We start from the raw sequence: 15,891 nt of genomic DNA on the forward strand, positions 1-15,891 counted from the left end.
AAGAACTTGGGAAGAAACCTACTGGTAAAACAATCTATATTCTCGATGAGCCAACAACAGGTCTTCATTTTGATGATATTAAAAAATTATTGAACGTCCTTAACAGATTAACAGATTCTGGCAATACGGTCATAGTCATTGAGCATAATCTCGATGTTATCAAAACTGCAGATTATATCATTGACCTTGGTCTAGAAGGTGGAGATGGTGGAGGGATGATTGTAGCAGAGGGTACTCCTGAAGAGATCATAGGTGTGGAAGAATCGTATACGGGCCAATATCTAAAAAAGTATTTAGAAAAACCTCAGGAATTAACAAAAACGGTAGTAAATCCTTAATTAATAGAGTTTTTATTTAAAGATAAGAAAAAAGACGCGTTTTGATTTCTTTCAAGCATTGTCATAAAAAAAGTCTTCTCTGCTCGTTTATTTTTTTTATACAAGAGAGTACATTTTATATAAAATAAGGAAAGCATATTGCATTCTGACTGACTTAAATTTCTATTAATTTTAAAGAGAGTAAAACGTATAGAGGAAACAAAAATAGGATCTTCCGAAGAACTAGGATTCGCCGAAGTGCTTAAGCTAACTTTCACGTATTGGGCGAGGAAACTTCCATATTTCATGCTACCTTATCTCTTAATCTCTCTGATATCGACCTTAATTATTTTTGGGACACTTGCTGCTGTAGGATTTGATCTCGGATTCTTGTTGGGCGTATCTTATGCGACATTCCTTCACTACCAATAGACTGGGAAACACAATGGCAAACAATATTACCTACAATGTTTGCGGGAATTGCAACAGCAATTCTCATAACAGCGTTCTTTAAACTGATAATTCAGGGAATGCTTGTTAAATATACTGCAGATTTACACCAAGGAGTTGAGAAGCCAAGTCTAAAAGATAGTTTCTCACATGCTTTGTCACGATTTCTACCTTTGCTTGGCGCTACACTACTAATGATATTGATTATCCTAGGTATAGTAGTAGCAGTTGGAATTGGAATTATGCATGTGCTTGCATTAATATTTACATCAGCAGGAACAGGTAACGTACTGTTAATTATCGCCGGTGTTTTAATTGTCCTGCTGATAATGATAGTACTAATTATAATAATCACTACGTATTTCAGGGTAATCACTCAGAGTATTATGTTAGAAGATTCTGGAGCAGTTCAATCACTGAAGCGTAGCTGGTATTTGGTAAAAGGAAGATGGTGGCTAACATTTCTCTTAGGAATCGTGATTGCTATTGTTACTGGAATTATCGTTGCGATTGGTGGTGCGATTGCTTCTCTCGCAGATATTTTTATAGTATCTATGGTCATTAGCACAATTATCAACGCAATTATCAGTCCAATCGAAATTATCGCATTTACGCTGTGGTTCTTCGATCTAAAAGCAATAAAGGGCTGAAGCCCTCTTTTTCTATACAAAAATATATGTATTAGTTCTTCAGGTATAGCTGATGTTAGTGAGCTACCTCGCGCTAAAGCATCGAGGCTTCCTGCTTCTCAGACGGACTCGATCCCCTTGCGGGTTACGGAGGTCGTAGCTCCACAGGCTTAACATCCAACGCCCCGTAGGTACTCATAAACTTTATGAACAACAAATTATATAACTCCAACGCCATTCATCACCACGCAGAAGCGGTGGTGCTATCTTGCTTAGTTACCAGTAACATGTCGAAAAAATAACTCTTAAGGAGGGATTAAGATGGTTAATTTGCCAAAAGAAGTAAAAGACTTATTAGTTCCAGGCGCTGGAGCTGGAATTGTAAAAGCAATAGGTACAGCTGATTCTGAAGGTTCACCCCATACAATCATTACTGGGTCATTAATGGCCATTGATGATGAAACCCTAGCCTTCGGTGTAGTAGCGGCTAAAACAACAGTAAATAATTTGAAAACCACAAATAAAGCTTCAATTGCAATTTACAAGCCGCCAATGACTGGCTATCGTATCGAGAGCACATACAACTCTTTCCAAGACTCGGGATCTTTATTCGATAGTTTCTCGGAAGCGCTTAAAAAAAGGAATCTTCCGTGCAGTGGAGTTATACTATTAAAGGTAGACGGCGTATATGCATTAGGTTCACCAGAGCCTGGCAAAAAAATTGCATAACTACCAATTGTAAAGTATTTAAGAGAGGATTAAATGCGAAAAAATATAAAAAAAATCAGAGGTAACACTCTAGTCTCTCTTACTATTAGATGGATGGATCTCACTGGTTAAAATTAAACTTGTTCGAATTTTTTTTCTAATTCTAGAAACCGCACATTCAATTTCTTTACTTTTTATAATCCTGTTCTTTTTTCCAATTCTTCCGGATAGCGGTCGCCCACTATTTTGATTTTTTCAAGTGCGGAATTAATGCCCTGTAATTCTTCTGGTGTCAGTTTAATATTAACAGATCCCAGATTCTCCTCAAGTCGCTCCAACTTCGTTGTGCCCGGGATAGGAACAATCCATGGTTTTTGAGCAAGCAACCATGCTAGCGCGATTTGGGCAGGTGTTGCATCCTTTTCTGCTGCAATCTTTTTTATTAAATCCACCAGAATTTGATTTGCATCGAGATTCTCAGGAGTAAAACGAGGGACAATGTTACGGAAGTCGGATTTTTCGAATTTAGAACTTTTATTGAACCGTCCTGTAAGGAATCCCCTACCCAAAGGGCTAAACGGAACGAATCCGATTCCAAGCTCTTCAAGTATTGGCAGCAATTCTTCTTCAGGACGTCTCCACCACATTGAGTATTCGCTCTGAACCGCTGTCAATGGCAGTACTTTGTGTGCACGACGGATAGTCTGTACCCCCGCTTCAGAAAGCCCCCAATGTTTAACCTTGCCTTCTTTCATTAAATCTTTTACTGTTTCAGCCACTTCCTCAATAGGTACATTAGGATCGACACGATGCTGATACAGCAGATCGATGGTCTTGATCTTGAGTCGCTTGAGAGAACCCTCTACTGATTTTCTGATTTGGTCGGGACGGCTGTCCTGTACCTGTTTACCGTCTTGCAATTTGATGCCGAATTTGGTGGCAATGACCACCTGATCTCGATATGGAGCGAGCGCTTCACCTACTAATTCCTCGTTGGTAAATGGGCCGTACATTTCTGCTGTATCGAAAAAAGTAATCCCGCGTTTGACAGCTTCATGAATCAGCTTGATCATCTCTCTTTTGTCTGACACTTGACCATATGCAAAACTCATTCCCATGCATCCTAATCCAAGTGCAGTAACTTCCAGACCACTATTTCCTAATTTTCGTTTTTCCATTCTAAGACCTCAAATTTTTTTACTTCATTTTCAAAAATTATTTTTGCCATTTTTGTATCCATCTTTCGACTTCGCCTCTCGCATTTTTTGCACTTCCTCCATGAAAAGCAATTGCATTTACTACTTCTACTTTTGGGCAAAGCTTTGCAATAGCTCTTGCACTACTTCCAAGTCCGCTTCCTTCATGTGTACAAAAAGGGATGATTGTTTTTCCTGAAAAATCATAAGATTCTAGGAAAGTGTATACTGCCATCGGCATAGTTCCCCACCAATTAGGGTAACCTAAAAATACAACTTTATATGCATCAATATCAACGACATAATCCAAAAGTTCTGGTCTTGCATTGCTATGCAATTCTTGTTTTGCCACCACAGTCGTTTCCGTATAATCCTCAGGATATGGCTTTATCGTATCAATACGAAACAAATCTCCTCCTGTGATCTCCTTTATCATCTTTGCTATGACTTCGGTATTGCCAATTGGTAAATTTACAATTTTTCCACTTACGTAATTATTCCCTTTTCTTGAAAAATGCGCAATCAAATATTTCTTTTCTCTTGAATTCATCCCTTTGCACCTCTATTCAGTCAATATTTACTTGACTTGAAATGCGCCCAGATTTCCAAATTCAGTTGCCTTTTGTGCCAAATATTTCAGTTTATCCTTTTCAACACCTGCTTCTTTCAAATTTTTGGGTATTTTTAGACTTGAATAAAATCAATCAGCTTGGAAACACCTTTTTGAGGCATTATTATTCATTTTTTATTTTGAGCTAAAATAGAAAAGACTCTTTAAATTTTTTGAAGACAGTCATAAATAGTTATTCAGTTATTTAATTACTTTTTTTCTAATTCAACCTTCAATTTGTTCGAATTTCTTCTCTAATTCTAAGAACCTTACATTCAATTTCTGGATGAATTCATCAAGTTCCTTGTCGACGATCCTTATCCATTCAATCAGCTTATTTAATACTAAGAGCGCATGATGCTCCCTCAAAGCTTCTTTAGACTTATCACTTAAAGTTTCACTCCAACGATTACGGATTCTTATCAATTCATCTAGCCTCGCACGTAACTTCATTGCATTTTCTTCAAATTTTAGGACTAACAGTTCCAAAAACGAGGTGTCTTCAGCTTGAAACCGCCATTCACGGGAACCTGGTTCCCGACGCCTACCAATTAAACGCCAGTTTTCAAGTTCCTTAAGATTCCTTGAAATTGTTGAAGGATCGACATTAAATCTATCAGCGAGATCTTTTTGGAATAGAGGTTTATCAGGTGTTGTCAACACGCATAGCGCATAAATTCTACCTAGTAAAGGAGAACCACCCCAATCATACATTAAATCCTCAAAAAAATTAGAAATCTCTTCTTCTAACTTTATAATATCTTCACTGTCAGCCTTCTCAGAACGAGACACCCAAAATTCCCCCAAAACTTCGATTTTTTACACGTTATATATGGTGCCATTAATAACGTTTTGTTAGTTTCACAAATTTCGCAAATTTAAAATATTTGAAAATCTCCTATTTACTATTAGAAAAATCTTCGCGATTTTGTCCTCCTCCTAGAAATGAATGATCGTGTTAATTATGAAGAATCAGATACTTGGTTTGCTGTCTGATTTTGGCACCAAAGATGGCTATGTTGCTGCGATGAAAGGCGTCATTTATGAGATCAGCAGTGCAATTACAATAGTGGATATTTCTCATGATATTGATAAGCAAGACGTCCGACATGGAGCGTTCGTACTAGCTACAGCAGCACCATTTTTTCCAGATGAAACTGTTTTTGTTTGTGTTGTTGATCCTGGTGTGGGAACCATACGAAAAGGGATTGTGGTAGAGGGAAAAGAACATCTCTACGTTGGTCCAGACAATGGGATATTAATGCTTGCTGCTGAACATGAGGGGATTCAGCATGTCTACGAAATAACCAATAGAAAATACATGAGGCACGAAATATCTGCCACCTTTCATGGAAGAGATATATTTGCTCCAGTTGCAGCTTATCTAGCCACAGGAACCTGCCCTGAAGAGATTGGTAAAGAGATATTTGACTATATTGTTTTATCGTGGACAAAAGTGGAAATAAAAAATAAGAAAATCTCTGGAGGAGTATTGCATGTTGATGGATTCGGTAACATAATTACAAATATAACCTTAGATGATCTAAAACAAGAAGGAATTGAGTTTGGTGACGTATTAAATGTTCAGATCAAAGAACAAGTCAATAAAATTGCTTTTTATGAAACGTATGGAAAAACTCAACCAGGCGAATTTCTAGGATTAATTGGTAGTACTGGATTTTTTGAATTAGCAATTAACCAATCAAACGCAGCACACAAATTAGATGTATCTACAGGTGACATCATTACGATTTCAAGGAATATGCTCTCTCCCTAGAAAACAAACGCCTAGAAAACCTATTAAAACAGAGAGTAGGTAATTAGAATATAAGGAAACTCACAACGAGGATGAATGTTCATGAAAGCATATTATCAAATTAAAGACCCTAGTTTCCCTTTAAAAGCTGAGATTTCGCTTGAAGAGTATTATGATAAACTTAAAGAAGAAGGTATCAAATTTAACGATATTTATAAAGCATTTATGTTAGATGTAATGGATAAAGGAATAGAAAATAAAGATCTCCAGATAACTAAGGAAAAATCTCTTGCCAAACTCATAGAAACGGTCAAGCAGGTTCCACAGTTTGAGACCAGTCTCAGGAAATTTTGGCTAGAATGAAAGACTACTTTCTCAAGTTTTTGTGTAAAATGAGGTTAATCTATCACCTGAACTAGGCGTGGAAGTTTTCCAGCACATCCTACATGCTCTCCACGAATAATTAAGACTCCTTTTATCTCTTTTATTGATTTCGCTACTTCTAGTCCGTTTTGTATGGATTTTTGAACAGATTCACCAATCACAGCATTGCATACTGCAGTGGCACAAGCATCAGCGATGGCTGCATTTTCAGCAAAGACGCAGGCTGCATCTGCGCATCCAAAACTAAACGCATGTCCGACGGTAGCAGAACTTGTGCCAAGTCCAAAGGGAAAATCTTCAAACTCAAGTCGAAAGCCTATTCGTCCTGAAATGGTCGAATTTTCACCAGCATAGATTCCTATTGTTATTGGAGTCGATACTGGTTCATTCATTCTCCCTATAATCTCGCCGCCGTTCTCAACAACAGCAATTTTACAGCCCTTTTTCGTCATCATTTCTTCGATAGCAAAATCAGCTAATGCTCCAGCAACTGCTGCCATAGGGCCTACATTAGCAATTTTGGCGGCATGAGCCATTGCAAAAACTATTGGAGGTGCATTGTTACCGACTTCAACGGGAGAAAAAGAATGAAGAAATTCCTCGTGTTGTGCAATATACGCTGATAGCTGCTCCCTGTGTGATCTAATCGCGGAAAATGCTAGATCAATAGCTTCGTGTGTATCAGTTTCTATGAAAAGATCTGATTCTCCGATTTGCCTTTTAACTTTCTTCAAAGAGAGCTGAATGAAATGCCACCTCCTTGCTTTAATATAATGGCAAATCGTGGGCAAGAATCAACGCATATCGCACATTGGATACACTTACTTTGATTGATTGCGACTGAAAGATCCTCTTCATAGTGTATAGCTGTTGTAGGACAGACTGAAACACATGCTCCACAGTCAACACATAATTCGCTATCAAGTTCAATTAATGAGCCAGTGTGTACTTTGACGCCTCTGTTTTTGAAACTCTTAACAACATCATCTGCGACCTCATTAGGGACTTCAATAAGCATTTCGCCACGGCGGCCATCTACATATGCACGCAGAATGTTGAGTAGAACTTTTTTTTCAAGAATCATAGATGCGAGAATTGGTTTTTCAAACAAATCAGTAGGATAATCAAGAAGAATTTTCATATTTTCACCTCCAGACTTTTCCAACAATTTTCGAGATATCCTCACTTGTGATAATCCCCTGTACTTCATTTTCCAAGTTAACGACAGGTGCAGCAGAGATATCATGTATTTCCAAAGTTCTGGCAACCTCACCAATAGATTGTTCTGGATAGGCCACAATCACTTTTTTCGTAACTACATTTGCAAGCTCATGTCTATTCGATGCGACAGCTTTTGCGAGGTCATAGGAAGTAACAATTCCGATTAGATGATTGTGAGCGTCGACAACAACAATGTGGTTAACATTTTGTTCAATAATTTTCTTGGCGACATCCTGAAGAGAATCAGCAAGATTACAGGTTGCAGCAGATTTCATAACATCCTTAACCAAAGGTTCCTTCTTTGTCAATTTCATTGGTTTGAACACTCGTTCAGTGGACAGACGTTCAACATATTGAGTAAGAAAGAACGTACCTTGCTCTATCCACTCCTTTAATGTGGCGGCAATCTCTCTTGCGTCCTTTAAACTAGAAATGGACGAAGTTTTCACAGTCTTTCCGTTTATTTCGATTTTTCCAGATTTAAGTTCTGCATATGAAACTTCTCGGAGCGTTGGTTTATTTCGTGGTTTTCCGTAGTCAGCCACATTAGTGGTAATTTTTTCATCACTCATACCCGTTGTTCTAGCAAGGTCAGTGTTTAAGATTGGAATTGGAATGCCTAATCCGACATACATAGATGTGCCGTATTTCGTAAAGGCTGCACCTTGGAGATATTTAGCATCCATTTGCTTGAGGTCACCTTTAACCATTATAGTTCCTAAACGTTGAGAGGGGTTATGTTGGGTCCCTTCACCAATGATGTAACCTATACCTCCACCAAGAAAGATTCTTGTTCCAATACCGATCGTTTGATAAGAGGGATCGTTATCTAATGGACTAAGACATCCTGATCCTGAATAGATTGCATTTTGTAAGTTCGGTAGAAGTTTTCCCATATAAGTATAAAGAGTACTGCCGGCACTATTTGTTGCACAAGTATATCGCTGATACGCATTACGAGGATTACACAAAATTGCTTGATTTAAATCATCAATTGTGATTTCAGTGTCGATCAACTGTCCAGGATAGCAGTCAGTTGGATTGAAGGTAGCTTCGAGATGAATTGTTTTGCCTTTGAGTAGATCTTCAATAACATGCCCTCCACCATACTCGAAGGGTCGTGTTCTACTCATTTGAGTGACCCCTATATAGCAATCGACGGCAGCATTACCGTGATACGCCTCAACATCATTGAGAAAAACTTTGTTTAACTTTGTAGGGGGATCGGCATGACCAAAGTTGAAAAATGCCCCAGAACTACACATTGCACCAAAAGTTCCAGTCGTGACAACATCAACCTCTTGAGCTGCAGTTTCTACACCATTCTGCTCCACAACTTTTATCATTTCTTCGGCTGTAAAGACAACAGCATCGCCACGAGCAATTTTATCATTAATTTCATCGATAGTTCGAATAGTTGTCAGAAAAACACCTCTGTCATATATTTTATCAGTAATATTTTTTGAAAGTAGAATGCTTTACGGTAATATTTCTCTTTTAAATGTTTCGCTCTAAAAAAAAGATAGCACTCGCTCAAATAAATTATCAAGAAAACGTCGTATGGGCTATATGATCCACATATGACAAGAAATCCGCTATAAGAAAGAGAATTTGCTAAAAAAGTGTTTTTATCATTCTTTCCAGGAGTTTTTTCAAAAATTCCCGTTCGTTAGGTTTGATATTGGTAAGCATATTTTTCCATTTAGTTACTAGGCTTTCGTCAATACTTCTTGGTGAACAAAATTCTTTCTTACTGAGCGACAGGATATCTTCTAGGCTTTGAACACCAAATCGAATTAATTCCTGAAGATAGTCCATACCATGAATACAATAATCATATTCAAAGCAATCATAACAAACTTCTCGCCTGTAATCATCCACAAAAAGAAATGTTCGTTGACAGAAGCTTTTATCACCTATCTTTAGTAACTTTGGGCATGGTTCATTAGAGCCCACACCAGTCAACCACTTTATTCTAAAAGCAGTTAATTCTGCTTCTACCAGCATTCTCCCCTCTGACCTTTCTAATAAAAAACTTCACAAACCTCTATATTATTGTATATTACATATTCGTAATTATTCAAAGATATGACAGTGTCGATATTTATACATATATTTCACGGCAGCCCCATCATTGATATATTGAGAGGATGATTTACAAATGTAAATTACCTGTTGGCTAAGAAAATGAGTTTAAAGAAACAGATCTGAAATTAAAAAAACAAACAAAAAAAAGTAGGACTTAAAAAAGGGATTTATTCTTTCTTTTTCAGTTTTATAGTGCTATATGAAACCAGCCCTGCGACTGTGAATAACGCGATGAAGATCGTTCCTAGGCATCCTTTTGTTTTTAGTGTAGCATTTGTATAATCTAGTCTCGCAGTAGCGTCAATATTGTCTGAATTTGACTCGAAATCAAGTTCAAAAAGAATACCACAGCTCTTCTCGACCCAGACTTCAACATGACCATTTGAATCCGAACTATAACCATAAACCGCTTCGTAGGTGTTGCCTTTCCACTCGTAGTCTGTTGTACCCTGTCCTTTAAGTTTGGACGCTGGTAGGATCCAAGGAGAGATCTCGTCTTCATACACAATTTTGTGCTCTTCTTCAGAGAACCCATAAAAACCACCAGCTAAGCCACTCGTGGACATGTTTATTGTTAACAATTTGCCCGTAATTTCGAGGACACGAATTTCTAAGTCTGCGTCAACCTGCACGCCATTGAGGATACCTGAGACTTCCCAAATCATCTTGTCGCCTACTACCAAGTCACCCCAGTAGTCATCTTGTGCCATAACTGCGGTGTTTGCTGCCATGAATAATAAGCAAAAGCAAAGAAATCCCGTTGCGATCATTCGGTGTTTTTTATTCATAAGTCTCTCACCTTGGTAAAAACCGCACTCTTCATAAAAAAACCTTTCTAGCTTTGTATGTTTGTCAGCATATTATTGTTGAAGTGATTTTCGAAAGAGTTATTGAACATGGTAATCTTTATGAAAAAAAGAAACACTATTATGTACAAATCAAATTGAGGAGGACCAAATTTGAGTGATGAATTTAGTGTAGATGATATTAAGGAAGAGGAGGATGAACCAGAAGAAGAAAAGTTCGAAGCCGAGGAGATTGTTATAAACCTTTGGCGGACTTCGCTGCATGGTGCTGAAATAGGCTTAAAAAGAGAAATAGAACGAGCGGCAAAAAGTCGCCAGTTTACAAAAGAAATGGAGGAAACAGGAGACATTACTTTTAAAGATAAGAATAGAAAAGAAATCGTAGGGATAAACTTAGGCTTCTTTAATACTGATGGAAATAGTCCTCTCGGAAAAAAATATGGCAAAGATGCGGATAAGAACCGTCGAATAGTTGTCAAGACCTTTTCAGCTCTTACAGAAGGCGGCGGTGGAAGATGGACTGGTAGTATCGAACAGTCTTTAACAGAGTCTCTGGTGTTATCAGCAGGAGAGCGTGATGCATTACCTGCGTTTATTGTCAATATTCCTGGTTACGATTTCCTGACGCGCATTGTTCGGTCTCACACAATGACAGGACAACGCTACGTATTCCCTTTAATAGACGAAAAAACAAACGAAACACGAATATTCGAGATCAGTGCGGCTAGAATGGCTCTTGGTTCTGATTTTAAAGTTAAAGAGGTCGCCACAGGAAAAAAAGTTGCAGATATTGACGGAAAACTGCTTGATTTTGGTGGAAAGTGGAACATCAAACTGAAGGACAAAGAATTATATGCTAATAGAATATTTCGACGCATACTTATTCTATTTACTTGCGTCACCAAGTGGCTACCAGAAGCAAATGAAACACTTCAAAAACTTCTTAAAGCCCTTAAAAAAGGATACAAATTTGACCCTACAGGAAATGAGATTTCATTATTCCGTAATCCGCGTCGACTCAGAAGATAAGTTGTATAGCTTTTTAGCACTACTCAAACCAAAGTTTGAGCCTTTCTATTCTTTTCTTTTCTATTCTTTTCTCTTCTATTCAATTTAACTTTGTTCCTAACACAACACAATGTAATGGTTAAGGGTTAATCTGCAGATTAGGCAGATATATGAGAAACTTGATAAGTGTTAAATCTTAAAACGAAACCACATCTATTTATTTTAAAATTCTAGAAAAATCAGTAAAATACAATGCTATGAATGGTTGCGTTTAAATGAGTGAAAAGTGGCGATTAATAGATCTTGGAAAGGTTGAATATTTAACTTCCCAGACAGTATATCATGCTGTAGCGTTGGCAAGAAGTGAAGGCGTCGTTGATGATACGCTTCTCTTTTGCTACCCTGACAGACCATTTGTTTGTTTAGGCTATCATCAAGAGATTGAAAAAGAAGTTCGAGTCGATTTTTGCAAGAAAACCAATATTCCTATTGTGCGACGTGTAATTGGCGGAGGCACTGTTTTATTGGATGATGGGCAATTCTTTTTCCAAGTCATGGTCTCGCGAAAAAACCCAAAAATTCCGCTTACAATTGCCGGAGCGTATAAAACGTTACTTGAAGCTCCAGTACTCACCTATCGCGATTTAGGGATATCTGCGGAATACAAACCCATTAATGATATAGAAGTCCACGATAAGAAAATTTCCGGGAATGGCGCAGGGCAAGTTGAAGAAACAACAGTTCTGACAGGTAACATCATCCTAGATTTCAATTATGATTTAATGACCCAGATCTTCAAAGTACCGAGCGAAAAATTTCGCGATAAGATCTCAAAGAGTCTACGAGAACGTCTTACAACGTGTAAGAAAGAGTTGGGAGAATTCCCAGATAGGAATCTCGTCAAAGAACTTTTAATAAAGAATTTTGAAAAAACCCTTGACATTCAACTCATACCTGATGAATTAACAGAACGTGAAAATGAACTGTTACAGAATTTAAACGAAGAATACAAAACGGAAGAATGGGTGTATGCACCGAGTCATAGACGTCCTGAATTGTACGAAAAGAGGAAGGTAAAAATTAGCGGTGGAGTACATATCTTCGAAACTGTCTACAAGTCACCAGGAGGCTTGATTCGGATCACAGGAGAATTGACCGATGATGAGATAATTAAAGATATTCTCATGTCAGGTGATTTTTGGTTTTTTCCCGCAGAACGTCTTCAAGATCTAGAAAACGCAATCATTGGGCATCCTGTAAACGAATCCAAGTTATTTGAGGTTATTTCACAATTCTTTACAAAGTATAGTATTGAGTCTCCTGGCACCTCCCCCGAAGATATTGTTAAGGCAATTATTCTAGGTACTAGCTAGCTAGCTACACAAGTCATAGAGTTATATGAAAAAAGGCTTAGTCCCCTTCTTCAGGATAAAACTCTAGCATGGATCGATAATAATCTTCCATTTCTTCTTTCATTAACTCTTTATCCTTCTTTCCAAGTTTTTTTGGCCATTCTACAACGATTATTTCATCTTTTGGAGTATGTTCTATTTTCCAAACTACCTTATAATCATTGGCTGTTTTTTTCTTTGGTTTCTGCTCAAATCCGCAATGAGGACAATAGAAAACTGTTTTACTTTTTTGTTTCTTTGGCATTAGGAGGCCTTCGCACTTTGGACAGAATTCCAACATTCCCCACTCCAAATTCTTCGTGATCCACGATATTTGAGTCGTCTTTTTGATGTCATTTTTTGGTGGAAATAATAGGAATAACTTGAAGTGAAAATATACATACATTCCGTGTATATATTTCTTTCTATTTCAAAAGAGCAATACAATGCATTCAAAAAGATATCGTCCCTTAGAGTGGTGGAGATAATCACAGTTGAGATATATTGACTTCATTCATCGAAAAACATTCTCTGTGATATTGACAAAAAGATAATGATTACAAATCACTAAATTTAAAAACCTGATTTTTATCGCTGCGATCTGAAGTATAAGTGCCTTGTAGTAAACCGTAAATAAGCTATTTTGTTACTTGTTTTTACAAGTTGTTTTAAGATAGGATAGCAGCAGTGGCATTACCATCGTAGCATCTGCTGTTACAGTTGTGTATTCAGCGGTTTTATTGACCTTTCCCCATGAAATCGCCTCGTCTAGTGAGGCACCCGATAAACCTCCAGGCTCAGGTCGATCCATTGTTATTTGAATAGCATAACTTAGACTACTTGGAGAAAACTGCATTGCTTGGAATAAATAATTCTTTGGAACTCCTCCTCCGATAATACAGCAACCTGCAACCTTTGCATCCCAGGCAGTGTCAATCATATTTTTTAAGTCTTGAAATTGATTGAAATTGGTTTCTGGGAAAGCAAATAAAACTTGTATCGCAAGTCCACAATCGGTAAAGGCAGGGCAATAAATAGGTATCTTTTTCTTTGCACAGACTTTTAAGATTGAATGAGGATGATTTGGTAATTGATCACCAAGATACCAAAGGAAATCTTTAACGGAAATAATAGGCTCAAAACTTAGAGTTTTTATGAACTCCTCCATTGATTCATAAACCTTAGTGGGCATATAAACATCGTAGATTCTGCTTATTTTCTTATTAAAAAGGTCTTCATCTCGTTGTTTAGTATCTCCTTGAAGATGAGGAAATCCCAATGTTTCTGCTATATCATGAGTTAAATTGGCACCGGTTGTAATAAGAATGTCAATAAATCCCAAATTAAGCATATCATGAATGATTTTTTGCATTCCTGCGGGAACCATTGCCCCTGCAAGCGAAAAAAACTTGACACATCCCTCTGTTTTAACCATTTTTTCATATATTTTACAGGCTCTCGCTAATCTCCTAGCATTAAATGCAGTTTCATCTAGATTATCCATTAATTCCTTCAAAGTTTGATCTTGCTTAACATCAACTTGTTTGACTTTCTTATACATTTTTTTCATTCCTTTTTCGGTTTTTATAAGTCAACGTCTGGATAAAGAATTCAATAATTCAATTTTCAGAGTTGTTAGACATAAGTTTAAGTTTATCGGCGGGAAATATGGCAAAAAATATGTACTAAGATTTAAGTACAAGTCCATTGATACTAGTGCAAAAACTTGCTTAACATTCAGAAATTCAACATATAGGAAAATAAATTTGGTATGAGGAAAAATGAATTGGTCAAATATAGGAAGAATCGGTTTTGGGTTAGGTTATCTTGTTGCAGCAATCTTCAATCTTATTGTAACTCTTCGCACCCATCAAATACTCTGGGATTTTTTCATTGAGAATGCACACCTCTCCTTTTACAAAGATATTCTAGTAAACTTTATAATCCCAAATGGAATCCTCGTCATTATAATTACTGTTATTTTTGAAATAATTTTAGGAGTTTTAGTTCTTAACAAATTGGTATTAGTAAGGATAGGTCTAATATTCGGCATACTTTGGGTCATATTTCTTATACCAATCCTACCCTTAGGCCCAGAAATGTTAACTAATATAATCCTAGCTGCAGTACAAGCTATTCTTCTCAGAAAAGAATATGAGACCACTTTTCTTGAGATGCTACGCGAACGTTTCTAGCCATATAAGCACAAAAATATGCCACTTGCACGGCATTTTCTTAGAAAATATCATTTGTACAGTTTATGTATTATACTAGTGTTTTCGATCCAAAAGAGTATCAGCTAAAGTGAAAAGTGTTTTTTTCGCATGTGAATCAGGAAAAAATTTCAGGCTATCTTTAGCCAAATTTACAAATTTAGTAACTTTATATTTTGCCACTTTAGGTGCATCAGTCATTTGAATGATATGACCTGCTTCTGTTATCTCTTCTTCGCTAATTTTATCTGTTTGGAGTATTTCTAATAATCTGCGTTTGTATGGCTCAGATAGTTGGTTTAAAGCATATAAAATTACAAAATTGCCCAACTTGTGTTCGATAATATCTTTTCTATGTTCTTTTCCAAATTGTTGACTATTTCCAAATATATCAAGATAGTCGTCAGAAATCTGAAGAGCAATTCCCGCGTTCATTCCAAATTGCTTTGCTGCCGCAACATATTCATTATTTCCATTTACGCAAACTACTCCTGCTTCACATGCTGCACTAACCAATGCGCCCGTTTTGTTTTTACATAAAGTAAAATAGTCATCTATGGTTGCATCCTGAAGGCGATTTTTTATTAGATATTCATTATTTCGTCCAGTCTGTTCAAGAAGGATATCTAGTCGTTCACCAATAAGCATTCTCTGCATAGCACGAGAGAAAACCTTCTGAATTTTAGTTGGATATTCGGTTTTTTGAGCGGCTAAAACTATCGCTTCTCGATATTTCATGGCAATTAATACGGCGATAGGCATACCAAATTTGACCCATGAAGTGGGCTGGTTTCGTCTAAGAATAGATCGATCAATAATATCATCAATTATTAGTGAATGAGTATGAATTAATTCTATTCCAGCCGCAGCATAAATTGTAGACTCAAGTTTGCCACCTGCGGCATCACTAAAAGTCATAGTTAATAATGGGCGTAGGCGTTTCCCTCCTGTCTGAACCTGATATTTAACAGCATCATAAAAATCTGGATTCGTTTCTTTTTGTAATAAATCTAACATAACCTCGCCAATGAGGTTTCTCCATTCCTCCATGGTATCACTCGATACTGTATCTAATATCTCGCTATCGTTTTTTCCTTCGATTATTCCTTGCAAT

Annotated in this window: 18 protein-coding genes and 1 pseudogene; 8 read left to right on the forward strand and 11 right to left on the reverse strand. The window is 37.1% G+C overall.

Features of this window, described 5'->3' with window-relative positions:
• From uvrA to QVB70_RS11435, 3 genes and pseudogenes are all read left to right on the forward strand, one after another.
• Positions 1–338 (forward strand): annotated as a pseudogene (uvrA, locus tag QVB70_RS11425) (ABC-ATPase UvrA); the annotation flags it as partial.
• 446 nt (positions 339–784) lie between these two features.
• Positions 785–1,417 carry a DUF975 family protein gene (locus QVB70_RS11430; RefSeq protein WP_287586278.1) on the forward strand — a complete coding sequence of 211 codons (633 nt, stop codon included), beginning with the start codon at positions 785–787 and terminating at the stop codon, positions 1,415–1,417.
• A 300-nt stretch (positions 1,418–1,717) separates the two neighbouring features.
• A complete protein-coding gene (locus QVB70_RS11435; RefSeq protein WP_287586280.1) occupies positions 1,718–2,125 on the forward strand; it encodes a pyridoxamine 5'-phosphate oxidase family protein in 408 nt (135 codons plus the stop codon).
• A gap of 173 nt (positions 2,126–2,298) precedes the next feature.
• On the opposite strand, the gene QVB70_RS11440 is transcribed toward QVB70_RS11435, so the two are convergent.
• The 3 genes from QVB70_RS11440 to QVB70_RS11450 all read right to left on the reverse strand — a co-directional run bounded on the left by QVB70_RS11440 (position 2,299) and on the right by QVB70_RS11450 (position 4,702).
• A complete protein-coding gene (locus QVB70_RS11440) occupies positions 2,299–3,282 on the reverse strand; it encodes an aldo/keto reductase (RefSeq protein ID WP_287586283.1) in 984 nt (327 codons plus the stop codon).
• 37 nt (positions 3,283–3,319) lie between these two features.
• On the reverse strand, positions 3,320–3,850 hold the full coding sequence (locus tag QVB70_RS11445; RefSeq protein WP_287586286.1) for a flavodoxin: 531 nt from the start codon (positions 3,848–3,850) through the stop codon (positions 3,320–3,322).
• 285 nt (positions 3,851–4,135) lie between these two features.
• The gene (locus QVB70_RS11450; protein ID WP_287586288.1) at positions 4,136–4,702 is read right to left on the reverse strand and encodes a GbsR/MarR family transcriptional regulator; all 567 of its coding nucleotides are present in this window, start codon (positions 4,700–4,702) and stop codon (positions 4,136–4,138) included.
• A gap of 172 nt (positions 4,703–4,874) precedes the next feature.
• Here QVB70_RS11450 and QVB70_RS11455 point away from each other — a divergent pair, with 172 nt between their 5' ends.
• Together QVB70_RS11455 and QVB70_RS11460 are read left to right on the forward strand one after the other, a co-directional pair.
• Complete coding sequence (locus tag QVB70_RS11455; RefSeq protein WP_287586290.1) at positions 4,875–5,687, forward strand: S-adenosyl-l-methionine hydroxide adenosyltransferase family protein; 813 nt, start codon at positions 4,875–4,877, stop codon at positions 5,685–5,687.
• An 81-nt stretch (positions 5,688–5,768) separates the two neighbouring features.
• Complete coding sequence (locus QVB70_RS11460; protein ID WP_287586292.1) at positions 5,769–6,029, forward strand: hypothetical protein; 261 nt, start codon at positions 5,769–5,771, stop codon at positions 6,027–6,029.
• Positions 6,030–6,064: 35 nt separating this feature from the next.
• On the opposite strand, the gene QVB70_RS11465 is transcribed toward QVB70_RS11460, so the two are convergent.
• The 5 genes from QVB70_RS11465 to QVB70_RS11485 all read right to left on the reverse strand — a co-directional run bounded on the left by QVB70_RS11465 (position 6,065) and on the right by QVB70_RS11485 (position 10,147).
• The gene (locus QVB70_RS11465; RefSeq protein ID WP_287586296.1) at positions 6,065–6,784 is read right to left on the reverse strand and encodes a UPF0280 family protein; all 720 of its coding nucleotides are present in this window, start codon (positions 6,782–6,784) and stop codon (positions 6,065–6,067) included.
• Positions 6,781–7,191: a 4Fe-4S binding protein gene (locus tag QVB70_RS11470; RefSeq protein WP_287586298.1), complete on the reverse strand. Its 411-nt coding sequence runs from the start codon at positions 7,189–7,191 to the stop codon at positions 6,781–6,783. The genes QVB70_RS11465 and QVB70_RS11470 overlap by 4 nt, the downstream gene beginning before the upstream one ends.
• Positions 7,192–7,195: 4 nt before the next feature.
• Positions 7,196–8,746 carry a homocysteine biosynthesis protein gene (locus QVB70_RS11475; RefSeq protein ID WP_342766563.1) on the reverse strand — a complete coding sequence of 517 codons (1,551 nt, stop codon included), beginning with the start codon at positions 8,744–8,746 and terminating at the stop codon, positions 7,196–7,198.
• A 139-nt stretch (positions 8,747–8,885) separates the two neighbouring features.
• Entirely contained in the window at positions 8,886–9,278 is a 393-nt protein-coding gene (locus QVB70_RS11480) for a hypothetical protein (protein ID WP_287586301.1), read from the reverse strand.
• A gap of 248 nt (positions 9,279–9,526) precedes the next feature.
• A complete protein-coding gene (locus QVB70_RS11485) occupies positions 9,527–10,147 on the reverse strand; it encodes a hypothetical protein (RefSeq protein ID WP_287586304.1) in 621 nt (206 codons plus the stop codon).
• Positions 10,148–10,318: 171 nt separating this feature from the next.
• On the opposite strand from QVB70_RS11485, the gene QVB70_RS11490 reads away from it, so the two are divergent.
• Positions 10,319–11,194 (forward strand): hypothetical protein, encoded by an 876-nt coding sequence (locus QVB70_RS11490; protein ID WP_287586307.1) that lies wholly within the window; start codon positions 10,319–10,321, stop codon positions 11,192–11,194.
• A 254-nt stretch (positions 11,195–11,448) separates the two neighbouring features.
• Positions 11,449–12,546, forward strand: a complete 1,098-nt coding sequence (locus tag QVB70_RS11495) for a biotin/lipoate A/B protein ligase family protein (RefSeq protein ID WP_287586310.1) — start codon at positions 11,449–11,451, stop codon at positions 12,544–12,546.
• Between the two features lie 37 nt (positions 12,547–12,583).
• On the opposite strand, the gene QVB70_RS11500 is transcribed toward QVB70_RS11495, so the two are convergent.
• Together QVB70_RS11500 and QVB70_RS11505 are read right to left on the reverse strand one after the other, a co-directional pair.
• Positions 12,584–12,970, reverse strand: coding sequence for a hypothetical protein (locus QVB70_RS11500; RefSeq protein WP_342766562.1), 387 nt, complete (start codon positions 12,968–12,970; stop codon positions 12,584–12,586).
• Between the two features lie 240 nt (positions 12,971–13,210).
• Entirely contained in the window at positions 13,211–14,125 is a 915-nt protein-coding gene (locus QVB70_RS11505) for a deoxyhypusine synthase family protein (protein ID WP_287586313.1), read from the reverse strand.
• Between the two features lie 220 nt (positions 14,126–14,345).
• On the opposite strand from QVB70_RS11505, the gene QVB70_RS11510 reads away from it, so the two are divergent.
• The gene (locus QVB70_RS11510; protein WP_287586314.1) at positions 14,346–14,759 is read left to right on the forward strand and encodes a hypothetical protein; all 414 of its coding nucleotides are present in this window, start codon (positions 14,346–14,348) and stop codon (positions 14,757–14,759) included.
• 75 nt (positions 14,760–14,834) lie between these two features.
• Here the strand turns inward: QVB70_RS11510 and QVB70_RS11515 are convergent, their stop codons facing one another.
• A complete protein-coding gene (locus tag QVB70_RS11515; RefSeq protein ID WP_287586315.1) occupies positions 14,835–15,890 on the reverse strand; it encodes a polyprenyl synthetase family protein in 1,056 nt (351 codons plus the stop codon).
• Between the last annotated feature and the right edge of the window lies 1 nt (position 15,891).

The sequence above is a fragment of the Candidatus Borrarchaeum sp. genome, from assembly GCF_019058535.1.
Classification (GTDB): domain Archaea; phylum Asgardarchaeota; class Sifarchaeia; order Borrarchaeales; family Borrarchaeaceae; genus Borrarchaeum; species Borrarchaeum weybense.